Raw genomic sequence first — 18,531 nt, 5'->3', positions numbered from 1 at the left:
CCCAATGCGCACCTGCGGTGACGTGCTGCGGACCCCTCCGCCTCACCGCGGCACACGTGCCGTCGTGTCTGCGTACTCAGCCAAGAGCGTCGTTGAGTGGTGCCGATACAAGCCCGTAGGCCAGCCCCCCGGCCCGGTTCCCCCGCACCCGATGTCTCCCTCCGCCGGATTCCCCCTCCGACGGCCACCGAATGACGCGATGCCCCTGTCTTTCCCCTCGAAAGTAGGCCATGCCGGGACGTGTGTCAGGGCATTCTGCAAATTCCCGCATGTAGCGCACGTCACATTTCCCCAGACTGCGGTTTGTCGCGATCCGTGCAGGCGAACGCATCGATTCGCGCACAAGCCTCAGGGGTAACTTGAAGTTTCCAGCATCAGAGGCGATTTTTTGGGCTCATGGGGCGTCGTCGAACGACCACGTGGTTCCCTCACGCACCACACGTCCCGGTGACCCCGCCACCACCACGTTCGGAGGCACTTTCTGACCCCGCACGACGGCCCTCAGACCGACGCAGACGTGGTCGCCGATCTCGACGTGGCCCGAGACGACCGACTCACGGCACAGCCACACGTGGTGACCGATGCGGATCGTGGCGCCGAAGGGGTTGATCCGCTCCCCCGTGACCGCGTCCTCGAGCCGGTGCATGTCGTCGGTGGCGATGTAGACCCCGGCCGCCCACAGCTGGTCGCCCGCGGCCACGACACGGCCGCCGTTGCGCGCGTCGACGACGGGCGACCGGGTGGCCACGAGGGGCCCGTGCAGGACGATCGAGGAGCCCGGACCGCAGTACAGCTCCCCCGCCGTGAGCACGACGCGCTCGTCGAGGAAGACGGTCGCCTCGTTCCCGCCGACGAGCAGCGACGTCAGGTGGTCCATCGGCGCACCGACCACGATCAGCGCGTCCTGGAAGTAGAAGGTGGTCAGCGCCGCGACGACGTGGTCGGGCAGCCGCGCCCCGGGCGCCGCGTACAGCGCGTTGCCGAGGTCGTTCCACCAGGAGGGCAGCGGCCCGTCCATCCGCCGCCAGTCGAGCGCGTCGAGGCGGGCGGGGTCCACGCCGGCGGCCACGAGCCGGTCCCGGTGGTCGGGCGTCATCGCGTCGTCGGTCCGGGACAGGTCGAGCCAGGAGGTCACGCCGGACATCCTCGCACCCCCGGACGCACGGAACCCCGGCACCTGTGAGGTGCCGGGGTCCCGTGGAACAGCTGGGATCAGAAGCCCATGCCGCCCATGCCACCCATGTCGCCCATGTCGGGCGCGCCGGCCGCGCCCGCGGGCTCCGGCTTGTCGGCCACGACGGCCTCGGTGGTCAGGAACAGCGCGGCGATCGACGCGGCGTTCTGCAGCGCCGAGCGCGTGACCTTGGCCGGATCGATGATGCCGGTCGCGATCATGTCGACGTACTCGCCGGTGGCCGCGTTGAGGCCCTGGCCCTGCTCGAGGTTGGCGACCTTCTCCGCCACGACGCCGCCCTCGAGGCCGGCGTTGATGGCGATCTGCTTCAGCGGGGCCGAGGTGGCGACGCGGACGATGTTCGCGCCGGTGGCCTCGTCACCCTCGAGCTCGAGCTTCTCGAACGCGGCCTTGCTGGCCTGGACGAGCGCGACACCGCCGCCGGGGACGATGCCCTCCTCGACGGCCGCCTTGGCGTTGCGGACGGCGTCCTCGATGCGGTGCTTGCGCTCCTTGAGCTCGACCTCGGTGGCCGCGCCGACCTTGATGACGGCCACGCCGCCGGCCAGCTTGGCGAGGCGCTCCTGGAGCTTCTCGCGGTCGTAGTCCGAGTCGCTGTTCTCGATCTCGGCCTTGATCTGCGCCACGCGGCCCTGGATCTGGGCCTCGTCGCCGCCACCCTCGACGATGGTGGTCTCGTCCTTGGTCGTGACGACCTTGCGCGCGGTGCCGAGCAGCGTCAGGTCGGCGTTCTCGAGCTTGAGGCCGACCTCCTCGCTGATGACCTCGCCACCGGTGAGGATCGCGATGTCGGTCAGCATCGCCTTGCGACGGTCACCGAAGCCGGGCGCCTTGATGGCGACGGACTTGAAGGTGCCCTTCAGCTTGTTGACGATGAGGGTGGCCAGCGCCTCGCCCTCGACGTCCTCGGCGATGATGGCCAGCGGCTTGCCGGTCTGCATGACCTTCTCCAGCACCGGGACCATGTCCTTGACGGTGGTGATCTTGCTGTTGACGATCAGGATGTACGGATCCTCGAGCACGGTCTCCATGCGCTCGGGGTCGGTGACCATGTAGCCCGACAGGTGACCCTTGTCGAAGCGCATGCCCTCGGTCAGCTCGAGGTCGAGGCCGAACGTGTTCGACTCCTCGACGGTGATGACGCCTTCCTTGCCGACCTTGTCCATCGCCTCGGCGATGATCTCGCCGACCGTGGTGTCAGCGGCGGAGATGGAGGCGGTGGAGGCGATCTGCTCCTTGGTCTCGACGTCCTTCGCCATGGCGAGCAGCTGCTCGCTGATGGCCTCGACGGCGATCTCGATGCCCTTCTTCAGGCCCATCGGGTTGGCGCCGGCGGCGACGTTGCGCAGACCCTCGCGCACGAGCGCCTGGGCCAGGACGGTGGCGGTGGTGGTGCCGTCACCCGCGACGTCGTCGGTCTTCTTGGCGACCTCCTTGACGAGCTCGGCACCGATCTTCTCGTAGGGATCCTCGAGCTCGATCTCCTTGGCGATGGAGACGCCGTCGTTCGTGATCGTGGGGGCTCCCCACTTCTTCTCCAGGACGACGTTCCGGCCCTTGGGGCCGAGGGTGACCTTGACGGCGTCGGCGAGCTGGTTCATGCCCCGCTCGAGCCCGCGCCGGGCTTCTTCGTTGAATGCGATGGACTTGGCCATGGGTGCGTGTCTCCGACATAAGTAGAAGTGGAACTAGCACTCTCACTATACGAGTGCTAATCCCCACCGTTCAAGCGACCCCGCACCCGAGGTCGCCCGAAGCGCTAGTGCAGGGGCTGCACGTTCTCGGCCTCACGTCCCTTGGGGCCGTCGACGACCTCCAGCTCGACGTTCTGGCCGTCCTCGAGGGTCTTGAACCCGTTGATCGCGATCTTGGACCAGTGGACGAAGACGTCGTCCTGGCCCTCGACGGCGATGAAGCCGTAACCCTTGTCGGAGTTGAACCACTTGACGGTGCCATGCACCATGAGACCACCTTGTTCTGCGCGGAAAGGCCCGCGGCCGGACCAGAGCCAGCGTATCGGCAGCAGCCCCGATCCTCCTACGCGGGATTGCCGGGGAGGGACTCAGCAGCCGCCGGCAACGGCCGGGATGACCGAGATCTGGGTGCCGTCGGGGGTCCGGGTGTCGAGGCCGTCGGCGAAGCGGACATCCTCCTCCGCCACGTAGACGTTCACGAAGCGGCGCAGCTTGCCGTCCTCATCGACGATGCGCGCCCGGATGCCGGGGTAGGTCGTCTCGAGCGACTCCAGCACGTCGCTGAGGCGGTCGCCCTCGGCGCTGACCTGGGACTCGTCGTTCGTGTAGCTGCGCAGGATCGTGGGGATGCGGACGGACACGGCCATGGGGGTCTCCTCGGGTGGTTCGGTCGGACGGCTCAGGCGATGCCGGCCGCGGTGAAGGCGTCGTAGGTGGGGGCGATGGTGGCGCGGGCGCCGACGGATCCGGCGACGGCGTCGAGCGTCTTGAGGCCGTGACCGGTGTTGATCACCACGGTCTCCAGCTCGGGGTCGAGCTGACCGGTCTCGACGAGCTTCTTCAGCACGGCGACGGTCGTGCCGCCCGCGGTCTCGGTGAAGATGCCCTCGGTGCGCGCCAGCAGCACGATGCCGTCGCGGATCTGGTCGTCGTCGACCTCCTCGACGCCGCCGCCGGTGGAGCGGGCGATGTCGAGCACGTAGATGCCGTCGGCCGGGTTGCCGATCGCGAGCGACTTGGCGATCGTGTCGGGCCGCACGGGCCGGATCGCGTCGACGCCGTCCTTGTACGCCGTGGCGACGGGGTTGCAGCCCGTGGCCTGCGCGCCGAACACCCGGTAGGGCTTGTCCTCGACCAGGCCGAGCGCGATGAGCTCGCCGAACGCCTTGTGCACCTTGGTCAGCTGCGAGCCGGAGGCGACGGGGATGACGATCTGGTCGGGCAGGCGCCAGCCGAGCTGCTCGGCGATCTCGTACCCGAGCGTCTTGGAGCCCTCGGCGTAGAAGGGGCGCACGTTCACGTTGACGAACGCCCAGCCGTCCTCCTCGCCGGCGATCTCGCTGGCCAGCTTGTTGACGTCGTCGTAGTTGCCGTCGACCGCGACGAGGTTCTCGGTGAAGATCGCCGAGTTCACCTGCTTGGGCGTCTCGAGGTTGCTCGGGATGAACACGACCGTGCGGATGCCGGCCCGCGCGCCGGCCGCGGCGACCGCGTTGGCGAGGTTGCCGGTGGAGGGGCACGCGAAGACCTTGCTGCCGAACTCGCGGGCCGCGCTCAGCGCGCACGCGACGACGCGGTCCTTGAAGGAGTTGGTGGGGTTGGTGCTGTCGTCCTTGACCCACAGCTTCGCCAGGCCGAGCTCGGCGGCGAGGTTGCGGGCGTCGAGCAGCCGGGTGAAGCCGGGCTCGAGGTTCGGGCTGCTCTCGATGTCGTCGGGGACCGGCAGCAGGGCCTTGTAGCGCCAGATGTTGGCCGGGCCCGCCTCGATCTGCTCGCGCGTCACCGCGCCGAAGTCGTAGGCGATCTCCAGCGGACCGAAGCACTCGTAACAGGCGTAGTGGGGACCGAGCTCGCGCGTGGCGCCGCACTCGCGGCACTTCAGGGCGGTGGCGGGGCCGAAGGCACCCTCGCGGAGGGTGGTGGTCTCGGGGGTCGTGACGCTCACGAAGACTCCATTCATCTCTCCGGGTCGACGTTCGACCGCGGACGGAATTAGCACCTGGCCGGTGATCGGCTGGTTGCTGGGGCTTCGTCGGGCCGTGTCCCTCTGCCCCTCGGGATGAGTGGCTTCAGACTAAATGGCCGTCTCACGATACGTCCACTCCGTCCGGATGACGAGACGGCAAACGGAGGGTCAGGCGGGCGCGAACCGGTCGGCGAGATCGCCGAGCCACGCGGCCACGGCGTCGGGGCCGTCGAGCACCACGTCGGCCAGCGCGAGCAGCGCGTCCTGCTCGTCGGAGGCCGAGCACACGAGCGTGACGTCCATCCCCTGCTCGCGCAGGGCGATGCCCTCCTCGAAGGCCGGCAGGTCACCGAGGTCGTCGCCGGCGTAGATCACGGCACCGGGCTCGACGCGGCCGACCACGCGACGCAGGGTCTGACCCTTGTCGGTGCCGGCGGAGCGCAGCTCGATCACCTGGCGGCCCGGCTCGAGGTGCAGTCCGACCTCGGCCGCCAGCGCCTCGATCTGGGGACGCAGCTCGTCCAGCAGGCCCGGCGCGACGCCGCGCGTGTGCAGCGCGATCGCGAGCCCCTTGTCCTCGATCCGGATCCGGGACGCGTCGTGCTCCACGAGCCACTGCGGCAGCCGCGCGGCGAGGTCGGAGACCGCCTGGGGGCGGTGCGGCTGGCGCACCTCGCCGCTCGCGGCGTCCCAGCGCTCGGCCCCGTACTGACCACACACCACCATGCGGTCGAGCCCCGGCCCGTCCTCGAAGCGGCCGAGCCGCCGCACCTGGTCCACGGGGCGGCCGGTGATGATCGTCAGCTCACGGAGCACCGGACCCAAACGGCGCAGGGCGGCCAGCGAGTCGGGATGGATCCAGGCCGATGCGGGGTCCTGGACGATGGGTGCGAGCGTGCCGTCGAAGTCGAGCGCGAGCAGCGTGCGCCCCGGGTCGGTCATGGGAAAAGTATGGCGCGGGGGCACGAGGACTCAGCGGGGGCTGGCCAGCACGACCGTGAGGTTGGTTCCGGACATGCCCGCGGTGGCGGGCATGAGACGGGAGATCGCCAGGTCGGCGCCGAGCAGCGCCGCCTCGCCCTGGCGGCCCGCCGGGAAGTAGATCGTGTCCTGCGGCACGTTGCCGCGCCAGTCGGCGATCGCCCCGATCGTCCACCCGGCCGCCTGCGCCTGGCCGGCCACACGCCCCGCGAGACCGCCGATGCCGATCTGGTTGTAGACCGAGACGCCGATCGAGCGCGTCGCCGTGGGCTCGGTGGTGGGCTCCGTCGTCGGCTCCGTCTTAGGCGTCGCCGACTTCTTCGGCTTCGGCTTGGCCGACTTCTTCGCCGTGGCCTTCGCGGTGGGCGTGGGGCCGGTCGTGGTGCGCTCGGCGGACCGCGCGGGCGCCTCGTCGTCGCGGACGGCCTCGATGATGGCCCACCCGCCGGCGACGCCCAGGACGAGCCACACCGCGGGCAGCACGATCACGGTCCAGGCCGCGCCGCGCCGTTCGGGGTCACGCCGGTCGTCACGCGGTTCGAGGGGAGGCTGGTCCACTTCAGCGATCGGAGCCGGTGCGTCGCGCCTGGCGCTGACGCTGGCGCTGCGAGCGGAGGCGGCGCAGGCGCTTGACCAGCAGTGGGTCGTGCGCGAGGGCGTCCTCGGAGTCGATCAGCGCGTTGAGGATCTGGTAGTACCGCGTCGAGGTCATGTCGAACTTGTCGCGGATCGCCTGCTCCTTGGCCCCGGCGTACTTCCACCACAGGCGTTCGAGCTCGAGCATCTCGCGGTCGCGGTCGGACAATGCGCCCGCGCTGACCACCTGGTCGTGACTCTCCACCGCTGCCATGCCCCTGATCGTACCGGCGGAATCACACGGTTGTCATTCCCCCGCGAGAATCGGGCGGACCCGGACGCCCGCTCCGGGGCGGAGGCCACCGTTCTCCCCTAGGGTGGCCCCATGGCGCCGGAGCAAGCTGACTTCCTCGTGATCGCCAACCGGCTGCCGGTGGACCGCCTGATCGACGCCGACGGCGAGATCTCCTGGCGCACGTCGCCCGGCGGACTGGTCACCGCGCTCGAGCCCGTCATGAAGCTGCGCGGCGGCGCGTGGATCGGCTGGCACGGCGCCGCCGAGGAGGACCTCGACGAGTTCGAGCACGACGGACTGCGCCTCGTGCCCGTGCCGCTGTCGGAGGCGGAGGTCGAGGAGTACTACGAGGGCTTCTCCAACGGCACGCTCTGGCCGCTCTACCACGACGTCGTCGTCACCCCGGAGTACCACCGCGAGTGGTGGGACTCCTACGTCACGGTGAACCGCCGCTTCGCCGAGAAGGCCGCCACGCTCGCCGCGCCGGGCGCCGTGGTCTGGGTGCAGGACTACCAGCTCCAGCTGGTGCCGCAGATGCTGCGAGAGCTGCGTCCCGACCTGCTCATCGGGTTCTTCCTCCACATCCCCTTCCCGCCCACCGAGCTGTTCCAGCAGCTGCCGTGGCGGCGCCAGATCCTCGAGGGGCTGCTCGGCGCCGACCTCGTCGGCTTCCAGATGCCCGGCGGCGCGCAGAACTTCGCCCGTCTCGTGCGCCAGCGCGTCGGCCACCGCACGGTGCGCGACACGGTGTTCCTGCCCGACGGGCGCAAGGTGCTCGCCCGGGCCTACCCGATCTCGATCGACGCCCGCGGCTTCGAGCAGCTCTCGCGCACCCCCGAGGTCACGGCCCGCGCCCAGGAGATCCGCGACAGCCTGGGCAATCCGCGCCACGTGCTCATCGGCATCGACCGCCTCGACTACACCAAGGGACTGCCGCAGCGGCTGCGCGCCTTCGGCGAGCTCGTCAGCGACGGCGTCATCGACGTGGACGACGCCGTCTTCGTCCAGGTGGCCACCCCGTCTCGCGAGCGCGTGCACCAGTACCGGGTCCTGCGCGACGACATCAACCGCCTCGTCGGGCGCATCAACGGCGACATGGGGCGCATCGGCCAGCAGCCGGTGCAGTACCTGCACGCGTCGTTCCCGCGCGAGGAGATGGCCGCGATGTACCGGGCCGCCGACGTCATGGTCGTCACTCCCCTGCGCGACGGCATGAACCTCGTGGCCAAGGAGTACATCGCCACGCGCTGGGACGACCGCGGTGCGCTCGTGCTCAGCGAATTCGCCGGTGCCGCCGGAGAGCTCAAGCAGGCGTTCCAGGTCAACCCGCACGACATCAACGGCATGAAGGACGCGCTGCTCGGCGCGATGCAGGCCAACCCGGTCGACCTGCGCAAGCGGATGCGCGCCCTGCGCAAGCAGGTCATGGAGAACGACATCGAGCGCTGGGCCAACACCTTCCTGGCCGAGCTCGCGGCCGTGCGCGACATCGGGCCGTCCGACGGTGACGGCTGAGCTTCCCGCCCGGGTCCGCCGCGGGTACGCACTCGGCAGCGTCGCGACCGGGACGTTCGGCACCGTCCCCGGGCTCCTGCTGCTGCCCTACCTGACCGACGAGATCGGCATCGGCGCGGCACTGGCCGGGGTTCTGGTCTTCGCACCGAAGGCGTGGGACGTGGTCCTCAACCCGATCGCGGGGCGGATCAGCGACCGCTCGACCCATCCCTCGGGCCGCCGCCGGCCCTTCCTCGTGCGCGCCGGCCTCACCCTCGCGGTGCTGTTCGCCGTGATGTTCGCCGGCCCCTCCGAGCCGAGCGCGCTGGCCGCCGCGTGGGTGGCCGTGGCGTTCCTGGGCTGCGCCAGCGCGTACGCGTTCTTCCAGGTCCCCTACGTCGCGATGCCGGCCGAGCTGACGCTGGACTACGCCGAGCGCACGCGGCTCATGACGTGGCGCGTGGTGGTGCTGGCGCTGGCGATCCTGCTGTCGGGCGCCACCGCGCCGATCGTGGCCGACCAGCTCGGTCACGCCGCGATGGGCGTCTACGTGGGCGTGCTCATCGCACTCGGCGTCCTCGGGTCGTGGTGGGGCACCCGTGGCGCGCCCGAGCACCCCACCCAGACCGCCGCCGGCACCCTCGCCGACCAACTGCGGCTCGTGGCCGCCAACCCCGACTTCCGTGCGGTCCTGCTGACCTTCGTCGTGCAGGCGGCGGCCATCGGCACGGTGCTCGCCGGCGTCGCCTACGTCGCCGACGACCTGCTCGACAGCGCCGCCGCGAACACGTTCCTCTTCGTGGCCTTCGTGGGTCCGGCGCTGCTCGTCACGCCGCTGTGGGAGCGCTACGCCGCCACGCGGGGCAAGCGGTCGGGGTACGGCCTGGCCACCGGATTCCTCGTGGTCGGCATGGCCGCCCTGCTGACGGCCCACGCCGGGTGGACGGGCCTGACCTACGTCGCGGCCGCCCTCGTGGGCATCGGCTACGCCGGCGCCCAGGTGTTCCCCATGGCGATGCTGCCCGACGTCGCCGCCGACGACGCGCAGCGCAGCGGCTCGAACCGCATCGGCGTCTTCACGGGCGTGTGGACCGCCGGCGAGACGCTGGGACTGGCCCTCGGGCCCGGGATCTTCGCGCTCGTGCTCACCGCGGGCGGCTACGTGTCGTCCACCGGCGACGTCACGGTGACCCAGCCCGACAGCGCACGCCTCGCGATCGCCCTCGGGTTCTCGGTGCTGCCCGCCGCACTGGCCGCGCTCAGCCTCGTGCTGCTGCGCGGCTACCGCCTCGACGACCGCCTCAGGAGCCTCGATGTCACCTGACCAGATCCTCGCCGAGCTCGCCGCCCGACGGCAGGGCGACCTGCCCACGCACGGCGGCAGGACCCTGGCCTACGTCTACGACTCCGGGCTCGAGGAGGCCGACGAGGTCGCCCGGCAGGCCATCGCGATGTACGCCGCCACGAACGGTCTCGACCCGACGGCGTTCCCGAGTCTGCTCTCGATGGAGTCCGACCTCGTCGGCTTCGCCCGGTCGGCGCTGCACGGCGGTGACGAGGTGGTCGGCACCGTCACGTCGGGGGGCACCGAGTCGATCCTGCTGGCCGTGCAGACCGCCCGCGACGCGGCCGGGGTCGAGCGTCCGGCCCTGGTGGTGCCCACCACGATCCACGCCGCGTTCGCGAAGGCGGCGCACTACTTCGGCGTCGAGCTCGTGACCGTGCCCGTGGGCCCGGGCCATCGCGCCGACGTCGCCGCGATGGCCGCGACGATCGACCGGCTCGGCGACCGCGTCGTGCTGGTGGCGGCCTCCACGCCGTCGTACGCCCACGGCGTGATCGACCCCGTCGAGGACCTCGCCGCCGTCACCCGCGAACGCGGCCTGCGGTTCCACGTGGACGCGTGCATCGGCGGCTGGATCCTGCCGTGGACGCCGGACGCCCCGGCCTGGGACTTCGCCGTGCCGGGCGTCACCAGCATCTCGGTGGACCTCCACAAGTACGCCTACACGCCCAAGGGGGTGTCGCTGCTGCTGCACGCCGACGCCGCCCTGCGCCGCCCCCAGTTCTTCGCGCACGCCGACTGGCCGGGCTACACGATGCTGAACTCGACGACCCAGTCCACGAAGTCGGGCGGGCCCCTCGCGGCCGCGTGGGCCGTGGTGCAGCTGATTGGCGACGACGGCTACCGCGACCTCGTCCGGCGCACGCTCGACGGCACGCGGCGGCTAGCCGAGGGCATCGAGGCGATCGACCACCTGCACCTCGTGGAGCGTCCCGACACCTCGCTCGTCGTGGTGGGCACCGACGACGCCGTCGACGTGTTCACGATCAGCGACCTGATGCTCGACCGTGGCTGGTTCGTCCAGCCGCAGATGCGCTTTGGCGACGAGCCCGCGAACCTGCACCTGACGATCTCGGCGGCCACCGCCGCGTCCGTGCCCGAGTTCCTGGAGGCCCTGCGCGAGTCCGTCGCAGCCGCGGCCGCCTCCGGCCCGATCCGGATCGACCCGCTGCTGGCCGAGGCCGCGGCCGGCCTGGACCCGGACACGCTCGACGACGAGGCGTTCGACGGCCTGCTCGCCCTGGCGGGTCTCGCCGGTGAGGGCGGTCAGGTGGCGGTCCCCGAGCGCCTCGGCCCCGTCAACGCACTGGTCGACGTCGCTCCCCCGCGCGTCCGCGAGGCGCTGATGATCGCCTTCCTCGACCGGCTGACCCGCTGATGACCGATTCCTGGAGGACGCCCGTCACGCTGAGCGGCACGCTGGTGCGCCTTGAGCCGCTCGGTCCCGAGCACGCCGCCGGCCTCGCCGGGGCCGGCGACGACCCCGCCGTCTTCGAGCACCTGCGCGGGTGGGACGTCATGACGCCCGAGGTGGCCGCCGCGCGGATCGAGCGCACCCTGGCCAACCCGTCGCTGGTCCCGTGGGCGCAGGTCGACCTGCGCAGCGGCGAGGTGGCCGGGATGACGTGCTTCTACGACGTCGACGACGAGCTGCGCACGGTGGCGATCGGCCACACCTGGATCGGTCGCCGCTTCTGGCGCAACGGCCTGAACACCGAGGCGAAGCTGCTGCTGCTCACCCGCGCCTTCGACGACCTCGGCTGCGTCCGCGTCGTGTGGCACACCGACATCCGCAACGAGCGCTCGCAGGCGGCGATCACCCGCCTCGGGGCCCAGCGCGAGGGCGTGCTGCGCAAGCACAAGCCGCGCGACGACGGGTCGTGGCGCGACACCGTGACGTTCTCGATGCTCGACGACGAGTGGCCGCAGGCCCGCGACCGGCTGACCGCCGCGCTGCGGCGCTGACTCAGGAGACGATGCGGGCGTTGCGCAGGATGCGCTGGGTGGCGACCGAGACCACGAACGCCACGACCATCGCGCCGATTGTGACGGCGAAGGCCGGCGTGGGCCCCGACGGACCGAACGCACCGTCGGCGGCACGTCCCGCGAGCGACGCGCCGGTGGCGTAGCCCAGTCCGGTGGCGCCGGCCATGAACGTCATGGCCGTGCCGATCCGCGCGGGTGGCACGATGAGGCCGGCCAGCGCGAACGCGCTGATCAGGTAGGGCGCCACCGCGAAGCCCAGCACGGCGATCACGGCGACGACCTGCGGGATCGTCTGCACGAGCAGCAGCGGCAGGGAGAGCGCGACCATCGCGCCGGACGCCCACAGCATGCGGGTGGCGTAGAGGACGCTGACCGGGACGGCCGCGAGCGACAGCGCCGCGATCATGCTGCCGACGCCGAGGACCGCGTGGATGAGGCCGGCCACGTCAGGATGACCCTGCTGGGTGGCCAGGACCGTGGAGCCGGCCTGGATGCTGCCGAAGAACGTGCCCATGAGGTAGACGGCGAACGCCAGCACGATGAACGCGGCGGTCCACAGCTTCACACCGTGCGTGGGCGCGTGCTCGCTCCCGCGGGGCACGAGCGCCGCGGTGCGGTGCACGGCGAACCACGAGCCGAAGACGAGGAGCAGCACGGCGGCGGCCAGCAGCGCTCCGTCGGCCCCGACCAGCACGCCGAGGATGCCGACGAGCGCCGGGCCGAGCACGAAGGACGCCTCGTCCCCCGCGCCCTCGTAGGAGAAGGCCAGGTCGACGAAGCGGTTCACCTCGGACTGGCGGATGCGACCCTCGTCGACCCGCTTGGCCAGCACCGGACGCCACCGTACGCGGGCCAGCGGCCCGACCTGCGGCATCACGAGGCCGGTGACTGCCGCGACCGCGATGAGGGCGCCCGAGGAGACGCCCCGGTCGGAGCAGACGACGATCGCGACGAGACCGATCGACCCGAGGATCGACTGCGTGAGCACCACGGGGCGCTGGCCGACGCGGTCGGCGGCGGCACCGAAGAACGGCGAGCCGATCGCGCTGGCGACAGCGAGCGCGCCCGCGGTGGCACCGGCGATGCCGTACTTGCCGGTGGACTGGGCCACGAGCAGCAGTACGCCCATCTGGCTCATCGCGAGCGGGATGCGCCCCAGGAACGCCACCGCGACGAAGGAGAATCCAGCTGCGCCCCAGAGGCGGCGGTAGTCGGCGATGGCAGAAGACACAACCCGCCCATGCTACCGGTCGGCCCCACCGGAGCCCTCCTACACTCGTGCCGTGGTGGAAGCGACGATCGGGCGGGCACGCGTGGCCACGTCCACCCTCCTGTTCTCCAACGGCTTCCTGCTCGGGGCCTGGATCGTGCACATCCCCGTGGTCATGGACCGGACCGGGATCTCAGCCGCCACCCTCGGCACGCTGCTGCTGTGGATGGGCGCCTGCGCGTGGCTGGGCATGCAGGCCGCCGGCTTCTTCGTCGACCGCACCGGCAGCGCGCGCGCCGTCACGGTCGCCCTGGTGCTCATGTGCCTGTCCCTGCCGCTGCCGGGGCTCGCGACCGACGTGTGGACGCTGGCCGCCGCGCTGGGCCTCCTCGGCGCCACCAACGGTGTCGTCGACGTGGCCCAGAACGCCCAGGCGGTCACCGTCGAGCGGGCGTACGGCCGGCCCGTGATGTCCTCGTTCCACGCCTGGTTCTCGGCAGGCGGCTTCATCGCCTCGGCCCTCGGCGGCACGATGCTGGCGCTGGGGTGGCCCGTGCCCCTGGACTTCCTGGTGTTCGCGGTGCTCGGACTCGTGCTCGTCGCCCTCGTGCGGCCGCACCTGCTCGACCACGACGTGCAGGACCGCGAGGAGGGTCTCGCGCGGCCGCCGTGGACCGCCCGGATCGTGCTCCTCGGCGCGCTCGCGTTCGCGCTGATGCTCGCCGAGGGCGTGGCCTACGACTGGAGCACCGTCCACCTGCGCGACGAGCTCGGCACGACCGAGGCCGTGGCCGCGGTGGCCTACGGCGCCTTCAGCGCGACGATGTTCGTGACCCGGCTCCTGGTGGACCGCATCGTCGTCGTCACGGGGCCGGGCCCGTTCGTGCGCTGGGCGTCGATCCTCGGGGCGGTCGGCCTCGGCATCGCGATCGTGGCGCCCACGCCGGCGGTCGCCATCCTCGGCTGGGCCGTGGTGGGCATCGGCCTCGCCGGGTGCGTGCCCCAGTTCTTCAGCGCGGCGGGCAACGTGGATCCTCGCCACGGCGCGGCGATCATCGCCCGGGTCACCGGCATGGGCTACGTGGCACTGCTCAGCGGACCCTCGATCATCGGGCTGCTGACCCACTGGGTCCCGCTCACGACGGCCTTCCTGGTCCCCCTCGCGCTGTGCCTGGTCGCCAGCGCGCTCGCCCCCACCGCCCTCAGGAAGCCCGAGTGAGCCTCGAGCACCTGATGGCCCCGGACTGGGCCGAGGCGATGGAGCCCGTCGCGCCGCAGATCGCGGAGATGGGCGACTTCCTGCGCGCCGAGATCGCCGCCGGCCGCTCCTACCTGCCCGAGCCGGACGCGATCTTCCGCGCCTTCCGCACTCCCCTGGCGCAGGTGCGGGTGCTCGTCACGGGTCAGGACCCCTACCCCACTCCGGGCCATCCGATGGGCCTGTCGTTCTCGGTCCGTCCGGACGTGCGACCGCTGCCGCGGAGCCTGGTCAACATCTACCGCGAGCTCGAGGCCGACCTCGGCATCGCGCCCGCACCGCACGGCGACCTGTCGGCGTGGGCCGACCGGGGCGTCATGCTGCTCAACCGCTGCCTCACCGTGCGACCCGGCGAGGCGGCCAGCCACCGCGGCCGCGGGTGGGAGGCGGTCACCGACCGCGCGATCGCCGCTCTCGTCGAGCGCGGCGGCCCGCTCGTCGCGATCTTGTGGGGCCGCGACGCCCAGTCGCTGGCGCCGCGCCTCGCCGACGTGCCCCGGATCGAGTCCGCCCATCCCAGTCCGCTGTCGGCGTCGCGCGGGTTCTTCGGCTCGCGCCCCTTCAGCCGGGCCGACGCGGCCCTGGTCGCCCAGGGCGCGGAGCCGGTGGATTGGGAACTGCACGGATAGGGTTGTGGAGTGACAGAGACACGCATCCGCGACCGCGCCGTGATGATCGACCAGGGCTTCGTCGTGCTCCAGCGCTGGGGCCTGCGCATCATCGTCGTCGCGGCCGCGCTGTACGTGCTCGGCTGGGGCGTCGGCCGCACCTGGATGATCTGGTTCCCGGTCTCGCTGGCGATCCTGTTCGCCACCGTGCTCGGCCCGCCGACCAAGCGCCTGCGTGACCAGGGTGTCCCCGCGGCCGCCGCGGCCGGCGTCGTGATGCTCGCGTTCCTCGCGGCGCTCGGCTTCCTGTTCTCGATCCTCATCCCCCAGCTGGTGGAGGAGGCGCCCGAGATCGCCGATCGTGCCGCCAAGGGCGTCGGCGAGGTCCAGGACTGGCTCGTCAACGGGCCGCTGCCCATCGAGGCGGGACAGATCTCGAACGCCCTCAACTCGGTCGAGGACTGGCTGCGCAACAGCGCCGGCGACATCAGCAGCGGCGTGCTGTCCACGATCGGCGTGGCCACCAACGTGGTCCTCAACACGGTGCTCGTGTTGATCCTGACCTTCCTGTTCATCAAGGACGGCCACCGCTTCCTGCCGTGGGTCGAGCGCCTCGGCGGCCACCGCGTCGGCGGCCACCTGCGCGAGATGCTCTACCGGGCCTGGAACACCCTCGGCGGCTTCATCCGCACCCAGGCGCTCGTGTCGTTCATCGACGCCGTGCTGATCGGCGCCGCGCTGGCGATCGTGGGCCAGCCGCTGTGGGTGCCGCTCGCCGTCATCACCTTCATCGGCGGGTTCATCCCGATCGTCGGTGCGTTCGCCAGTGGCGCGATCGCGGTGCTGGTGACCCTGGTGACCAACTCCCCCCGGGACGCCCTCATCATCCTGGCCGTGATCGTCGCCGTGCAGCAGCTCGAGGGCAACGTGCTCTCGCCGATGCTGCAGGGCAAGAGCATGAACCTGCACCCGGCCGTCGTGCTGATGGCCGTCACCGCCGGTGGCTCGATCTTCGGCATCACGGGCGCGTTCCTCGCGGTGCCCGTCACCGCCACGATCACCGAGATCCTGCGCTACGCCAACGAGCGGATCGACGCGTCGCTGACCGCCGGGGGTGATCCCGTGGCGGCGCTCACGGCACCCACCGTCGCGGACGTCGACGCCGACGCGTCGGCGGCGCAGGGCCGCGACACCTGAGCGGGGCCGGCCCCGCGACCGGTCTCAGTCGAAGACGACCGTCTTCATGCCGTTCAGCAGCACCCGGTGCTCGGCGTGGGCGCGCACCGCGCTCACCAGCGCGCGGGCCTCGAGGTCCTGGCCCATGGCCGCCAGCTCGGCCGCCGACGAGCGGTGGTCGACGCGGCGGAAGTCCTGCTCGATGATCGGCCCCTCGTCGAGGTCGGCCGTCACGTAGTGCGCCGTGGCGCCGATGACCTTGACGCCGTGACGGTGGGCCTGCTCGTAGGGGCGAGCGCCCTTGAAGCTGGGCAGCAGCGAGTGGTGGATGTTGATGGCGCGGCCGTGCACGTCGCGACACATCTGGTCGGTGAGGATCTGCATGTAGCGCGCGAGGATGAGCGCCTCGGCGCCGCGGCTCTCCATCAGGTCGATCACGAACTGCTCGGTGTCGCGCTTGGTCTCGGGGGTGACCCGGATCTGGTGGAACTCGATGCCGTGCCACTCCACGATGTCGCGCCAGTCGGGGTGGTTCGACACGACCGCGACGATCTCGACGGGCAGCTGGCCCTGGCGCACGTGGAAGAGCAGGCTGTTCAGGACGTGGCCCTGTTTGGACACCATCACCACGACGCGCAGGGGCGCGGTGGCGTCGTGCAGGTCCCAGTCCATGTCGAACGGCTCGAGCACCGGCGCGAGCGCCGCGCGCATGTCCTCGAGCTCGACCTCGCGGTCGGCGGCGAAGCGCACGCGCATGAAGAAGTGCAGCGTGTCGGGGTCGGCGTACTGCTGGCTCTCGGTGATCGTCCAGCCGTCCTGCGCCAGCGTGGACGCGATCGCCGCCACGATGCCGACCCGGTCGGGGCAGGCGAAGGTCAGGATGAAGTCGCTGTGCGGCCGGGGGCTCTCCATGGACGCATCGTCTCAGGTACGCGTCGTGAGCAGGACGCCCAGGTGGAGTAGCTCAGGACTCCTCGAGCCGGTCGCGCAGCAGGAGCGCGTGGTTGTGCTCCTCGTCCTTGGCGGCGAACAGCAGGGTGACCACCTCGTGCTCGTCGACGAGCTCGAGCAGCCGGTCGAGCGCCGGGTTCGTGTCGAGCTCCGCGGCGTACCGGTCGCGGAAGGCCACGAAGTCGAAGTCCCCACCGTGGAAGGCGCGGCGCAGTTCGGTGCTGGGAGCGACCTCCTTGAGCCACACGTCGACCGCGGCGCGCTCCTTCGTCATGCCGCGCGGCCAGAGCCGGTCCACCAGGACCCGCAGGCCGTCGTCGGGCGACGGGTCGTCGTGGACGCGGCGGACCCGGATCATCGGCTCCCGTCGACCACGGTGGTCAGCAGCACCGCGGCGTCGTCGATCGCGAGGAGGTCGTGGCGGTGGTCCGGGATCACCAGCAGCTCGCCGGGCCCGCCCTCCCAGGCGTCGTCCCCGGCCGCCAGGCGCACGCGCCCCGAGAGCACGAAGAGTGTCGCCTCCGCGGGCGCGTCGTGCTCGTCGAGGCGGTGGTCGGCCGCCAGGGCGATGAGCGTCTGCCGCAGCCGGTGGTGGCGCCCCGGATGCAGGGCCACCGCGCTGCGCCCGCTGGGCGCCGACGTGGCCGTCTCGATGTGGTCGTGTGCGAGGGTCGCCAGGTCGGTGGATTCCATGCCCCGACCGTAGCCCGAAGCGGGTGCGCGAAGGCGGCTCGCGTGGGAGAGTCTCGACCCATGCGCATGAAGCTCGGCCGACCTAACCTGTCGACGTACGACGCCCTGTTCGACCTGCCCCCGGCCGCGCCGGACGCCCCGTCGGTCACCTTCGCCGGTGTATCCACGCTGTCATTCGAGTGCAGCGGCTCGGCCCTGCTGGTCGACGGCTTCTTCTCCCGCCCGTCCCTCGCCAAGGTGGGCCTCGGCCGGATCGCGCCGGTTCCCGAGCGGATCGGCGACGGCCTCCGGCGGCTGGGCCTCCTCGGCGCCGGGGCATCGCGCGTCGAGGCCGTACTGCCCGTGCACAGCCACTTCGACCACGTCATGGACTCGGCCGAGGTCGCGCGGCGGACCGAGGCACTGCTGGCCGGCGGGACGTCCACGCTCAACGTCGGCCGCGGCGCCGGGCTCCCTGACGCGCAGCGCCGTCGTCTCGAGCCGGGAGTCCCGACCGCGTTGGGCCCCTGGACCGTCACCGCCGTGCCGTCCGAGCACTGCCCACCCGACCGGTATCCCGGCACGATCGACGAGCCGTTGCGGACGCCGGCGCGAGCGAGCGCCTACCGCTGCGGCGAGGCATGGTCGCTGCTCGTCGAGCACCCGTCCGCGGGCGCCACGCTCGTCCAGGGCAGCGCCGGGTTCCGGCCCGGCGCTTTGGCGGGCCTGCGAGCCGACGCGGTGTACCTCGGGATCGGGCAGCTCGGGCTCCTCGGCGCGGAGTACGTCGAGGACTACTGGACCCACACCGTCGCGGCGGTCGGAGCGCGTCGGGTCGTGGTGACGCACTGGGACGACTTCTTCCGGCCGCTCACCCGCCCGCTGCGCGCCCTGCCGTACGCGGGCGACGACCTCGACGTGACGATGCGCGAGCTGCGCTACCTGGCGGGCCGGGACGGGGTGTCGCTGCACTTCCCGACGCTGTGGCGGCGCGAGGACCCGTGGACGGCCTGACGCCTCGTGGAGCCCCCGACAGGATTCGAACCCGCGACATCTTCTTTACAAGAGAAGCGCTCTACCGACTGAGCTACAGGGGCGCGGCGGTGTGGCCGCCCGCCTCATCC

Annotated in this window: 20 protein-coding genes, 1 tRNA gene and 1 riboswitch; of the genes, 8 read left to right on the top strand and 13 right to left on the bottom strand. The window is 71.5% G+C overall.

Going from position 1 to position 18,531, the window contains the following annotated elements; genetic code table 11:
• Positions 1-394: 394 nt before the first annotated feature.
• From B2363_RS14970 to B2363_RS14935, 8 genes are all read right to left on the bottom strand, one after another.
• Positions 395-1,144 carry an acyltransferase gene (locus B2363_RS14970; protein WP_181752922.1) on the bottom strand — a complete coding sequence of 250 codons (750 nt, stop codon included), beginning with the start codon at positions 1,142-1,144 and terminating at the stop codon, positions 395-397.
• A gap of 68 nt (positions 1,145-1,212) precedes the next feature.
• Positions 1,213-2,850: a chaperonin GroEL gene (gene groL / locus B2363_RS14965; protein WP_181752924.1), complete on the bottom strand. Its 1,638-nt coding sequence runs from the start codon at positions 2,848-2,850 to the stop codon at positions 1,213-1,215.
• Positions 2,851-2,954: 104 nt separating this feature from the next.
• On the bottom strand, positions 2,955-3,158 hold the full coding sequence (locus B2363_RS14960) for a cold-shock protein (RefSeq protein WP_181752926.1): 204 nt from the start codon (positions 3,156-3,158) through the stop codon (positions 2,955-2,957).
• A gap of 99 nt (positions 3,159-3,257) precedes the next feature.
• Positions 3,258-3,536, bottom strand: a complete 279-nt coding sequence (locus tag B2363_RS14955) for a ubiquitin-like small modifier protein 1 (RefSeq protein ID WP_181752928.1) — start codon at positions 3,534-3,536, stop codon at positions 3,258-3,260.
• A 32-nt stretch (positions 3,537-3,568) separates the two neighbouring features.
• On the bottom strand, positions 3,569-4,834 hold the full coding sequence (gene thrC, locus B2363_RS14950) for a threonine synthase (RefSeq protein ID WP_376785979.1): 1,266 nt from the start codon (positions 4,832-4,834) through the stop codon (positions 3,569-3,571).
• Between the two features lie 8 nt (positions 4,835-4,842).
• Positions 4,843-4,955, bottom strand: a riboswitch (SAM riboswitch).
• A 68-nt stretch (positions 4,956-5,023) separates the two neighbouring features.
• Positions 5,024-5,797 carry a trehalose-phosphatase gene (otsB, locus tag B2363_RS14945; protein WP_286931117.1) on the bottom strand — a complete coding sequence of 258 codons (774 nt, stop codon included), beginning with the start codon at positions 5,795-5,797 and terminating at the stop codon, positions 5,024-5,026.
• 30 nt (positions 5,798-5,827) lie between these two features.
• Complete coding sequence (locus B2363_RS14940) at positions 5,828-6,394, bottom strand: LytR C-terminal domain-containing protein (RefSeq protein ID WP_181752934.1); 567 nt, start codon at positions 6,392-6,394, stop codon at positions 5,828-5,830.
• A 1-nt stretch (position 6,395) separates the two neighbouring features.
• Positions 6,396-6,686 (bottom strand): DUF3263 domain-containing protein, encoded by a 291-nt coding sequence (locus B2363_RS14935; protein WP_078699991.1) that lies wholly within the window; start codon positions 6,684-6,686, stop codon positions 6,396-6,398.
• A 111-nt stretch (positions 6,687-6,797) separates the two neighbouring features.
• On the opposite strand from B2363_RS14935, the gene B2363_RS14930 reads away from it, so the two are divergent.
• From B2363_RS14930 to B2363_RS14915, 4 genes are read left to right on the top strand one after another with little or no spacing between them, the layout of a single operon-like run.
• Positions 6,798-8,222: an alpha,alpha-trehalose-phosphate synthase (UDP-forming) gene (locus B2363_RS14930; protein WP_286931115.1), complete on the top strand. Its 1,425-nt coding sequence runs from the start codon at positions 6,798-6,800 to the stop codon at positions 8,220-8,222.
• Complete coding sequence (locus B2363_RS14925; RefSeq protein WP_286931114.1) at positions 8,212-9,525, top strand: MFS transporter; 1,314 nt, start codon at positions 8,212-8,214, stop codon at positions 9,523-9,525. The genes B2363_RS14930 and B2363_RS14925 overlap by 11 nt, the downstream gene beginning before the upstream one ends.
• Entirely contained in the window at positions 9,515-10,924 is a 1,410-nt protein-coding gene (locus B2363_RS14920; protein WP_286931112.1) for a pyridoxal phosphate-dependent decarboxylase family protein, read from the top strand. The genes B2363_RS14925 and B2363_RS14920 overlap by 11 nt, the downstream gene beginning before the upstream one ends.
• Positions 10,924-11,511 carry a GNAT family N-acetyltransferase gene (locus tag B2363_RS14915; RefSeq protein WP_181752942.1) on the top strand — a complete coding sequence of 196 codons (588 nt, stop codon included), beginning with the start codon at positions 10,924-10,926 and terminating at the stop codon, positions 11,509-11,511. Before B2363_RS14920 ends, B2363_RS14915 begins: the two co-directional genes overlap by 1 nt.
• A 1-nt stretch (position 11,512) precedes the next feature.
• On the opposite strand, the gene B2363_RS14910 is transcribed toward B2363_RS14915, so the two are convergent.
• Positions 11,513-12,763: an MFS transporter gene (locus tag B2363_RS14910; protein ID WP_181752944.1), complete on the bottom strand. Its 1,251-nt coding sequence runs from the start codon at positions 12,761-12,763 to the stop codon at positions 11,513-11,515.
• 52 nt (positions 12,764-12,815) lie between these two features.
• On the opposite strand from B2363_RS14910, the gene B2363_RS14905 reads away from it, so the two are divergent.
• From B2363_RS14905 to B2363_RS14895, 3 genes are read left to right on the top strand one after another with little or no spacing between them, the layout of a single operon-like run.
• A complete protein-coding gene (locus tag B2363_RS14905) occupies positions 12,816-13,961 on the top strand; it encodes an MFS transporter (protein ID WP_286931111.1) in 1,146 nt (381 codons plus the stop codon).
• On the top strand, positions 13,958-14,629 hold the full coding sequence (locus tag B2363_RS14900) for a uracil-DNA glycosylase (protein ID WP_286931110.1): 672 nt from the start codon (positions 13,958-13,960) through the stop codon (positions 14,627-14,629). Before B2363_RS14905 ends, B2363_RS14900 begins: the two co-directional genes overlap by 4 nt.
• Before the next feature lie 9 nt (positions 14,630-14,638).
• Positions 14,639-15,805 carry an AI-2E family transporter gene (locus B2363_RS14895; RefSeq protein WP_286931108.1) on the top strand — a complete coding sequence of 389 codons (1,167 nt, stop codon included), beginning with the start codon at positions 14,639-14,641 and terminating at the stop codon, positions 15,803-15,805.
• 24 nt (positions 15,806-15,829) lie between these two features.
• On the opposite strand, the gene purU is transcribed toward B2363_RS14895, so the two are convergent.
• The 3 genes from purU to B2363_RS14880 are packed head-to-tail and all read right to left on the bottom strand — an operon-like array spanning position 15,830 to position 17,428.
• Positions 15,830-16,696 carry a formyltetrahydrofolate deformylase gene (gene purU / locus B2363_RS14890; protein ID WP_181752948.1) on the bottom strand — a complete coding sequence of 289 codons (867 nt, stop codon included), beginning with the start codon at positions 16,694-16,696 and terminating at the stop codon, positions 15,830-15,832.
• Positions 16,697-16,748: 52 nt separating this feature from the next.
• Positions 16,749-17,093, bottom strand: coding sequence for a DUF488 domain-containing protein (locus B2363_RS14885; RefSeq protein WP_286931106.1), 345 nt, complete (start codon positions 17,091-17,093; stop codon positions 16,749-16,751).
• Positions 17,090-17,428, bottom strand: coding sequence for a LuxR family transcriptional regulator (locus B2363_RS14880; RefSeq protein WP_286931105.1), 339 nt, complete (start codon positions 17,426-17,428; stop codon positions 17,090-17,092). The genes B2363_RS14885 and B2363_RS14880 overlap by 4 nt, the downstream gene beginning before the upstream one ends.
• 60 nt (positions 17,429-17,488) lie before the next feature.
• On the opposite strand from B2363_RS14880, the gene B2363_RS14875 reads away from it, so the two are divergent.
• Positions 17,489-18,421, top strand: a complete 933-nt coding sequence (locus B2363_RS14875) for an MBL fold metallo-hydrolase (protein WP_286931104.1) — start codon at positions 17,489-17,491, stop codon at positions 18,419-18,421.
• A 7-nt stretch (positions 18,422-18,428) separates the two neighbouring features.
• Here B2363_RS14875 and B2363_RS14870 read toward each other — a convergent pair.
• A tRNA-Thr gene (locus B2363_RS14870) sits at positions 18,429-18,504 on the bottom strand.
• Positions 18,505-18,531: the final 27 nt, after the last annotated feature.

The organism is Aeromicrobium sp. UBA7512 (assembly GCF_002476985.1).
Lineage (GTDB): Bacteria > Actinomycetota > Actinomycetes > Propionibacteriales > Nocardioidaceae > Aeromicrobium > Aeromicrobium phoceense.
Note: the sequence above shows the minus strand (reverse complement) of the source record. Positions and strands in the feature narration are given on the sequence as shown.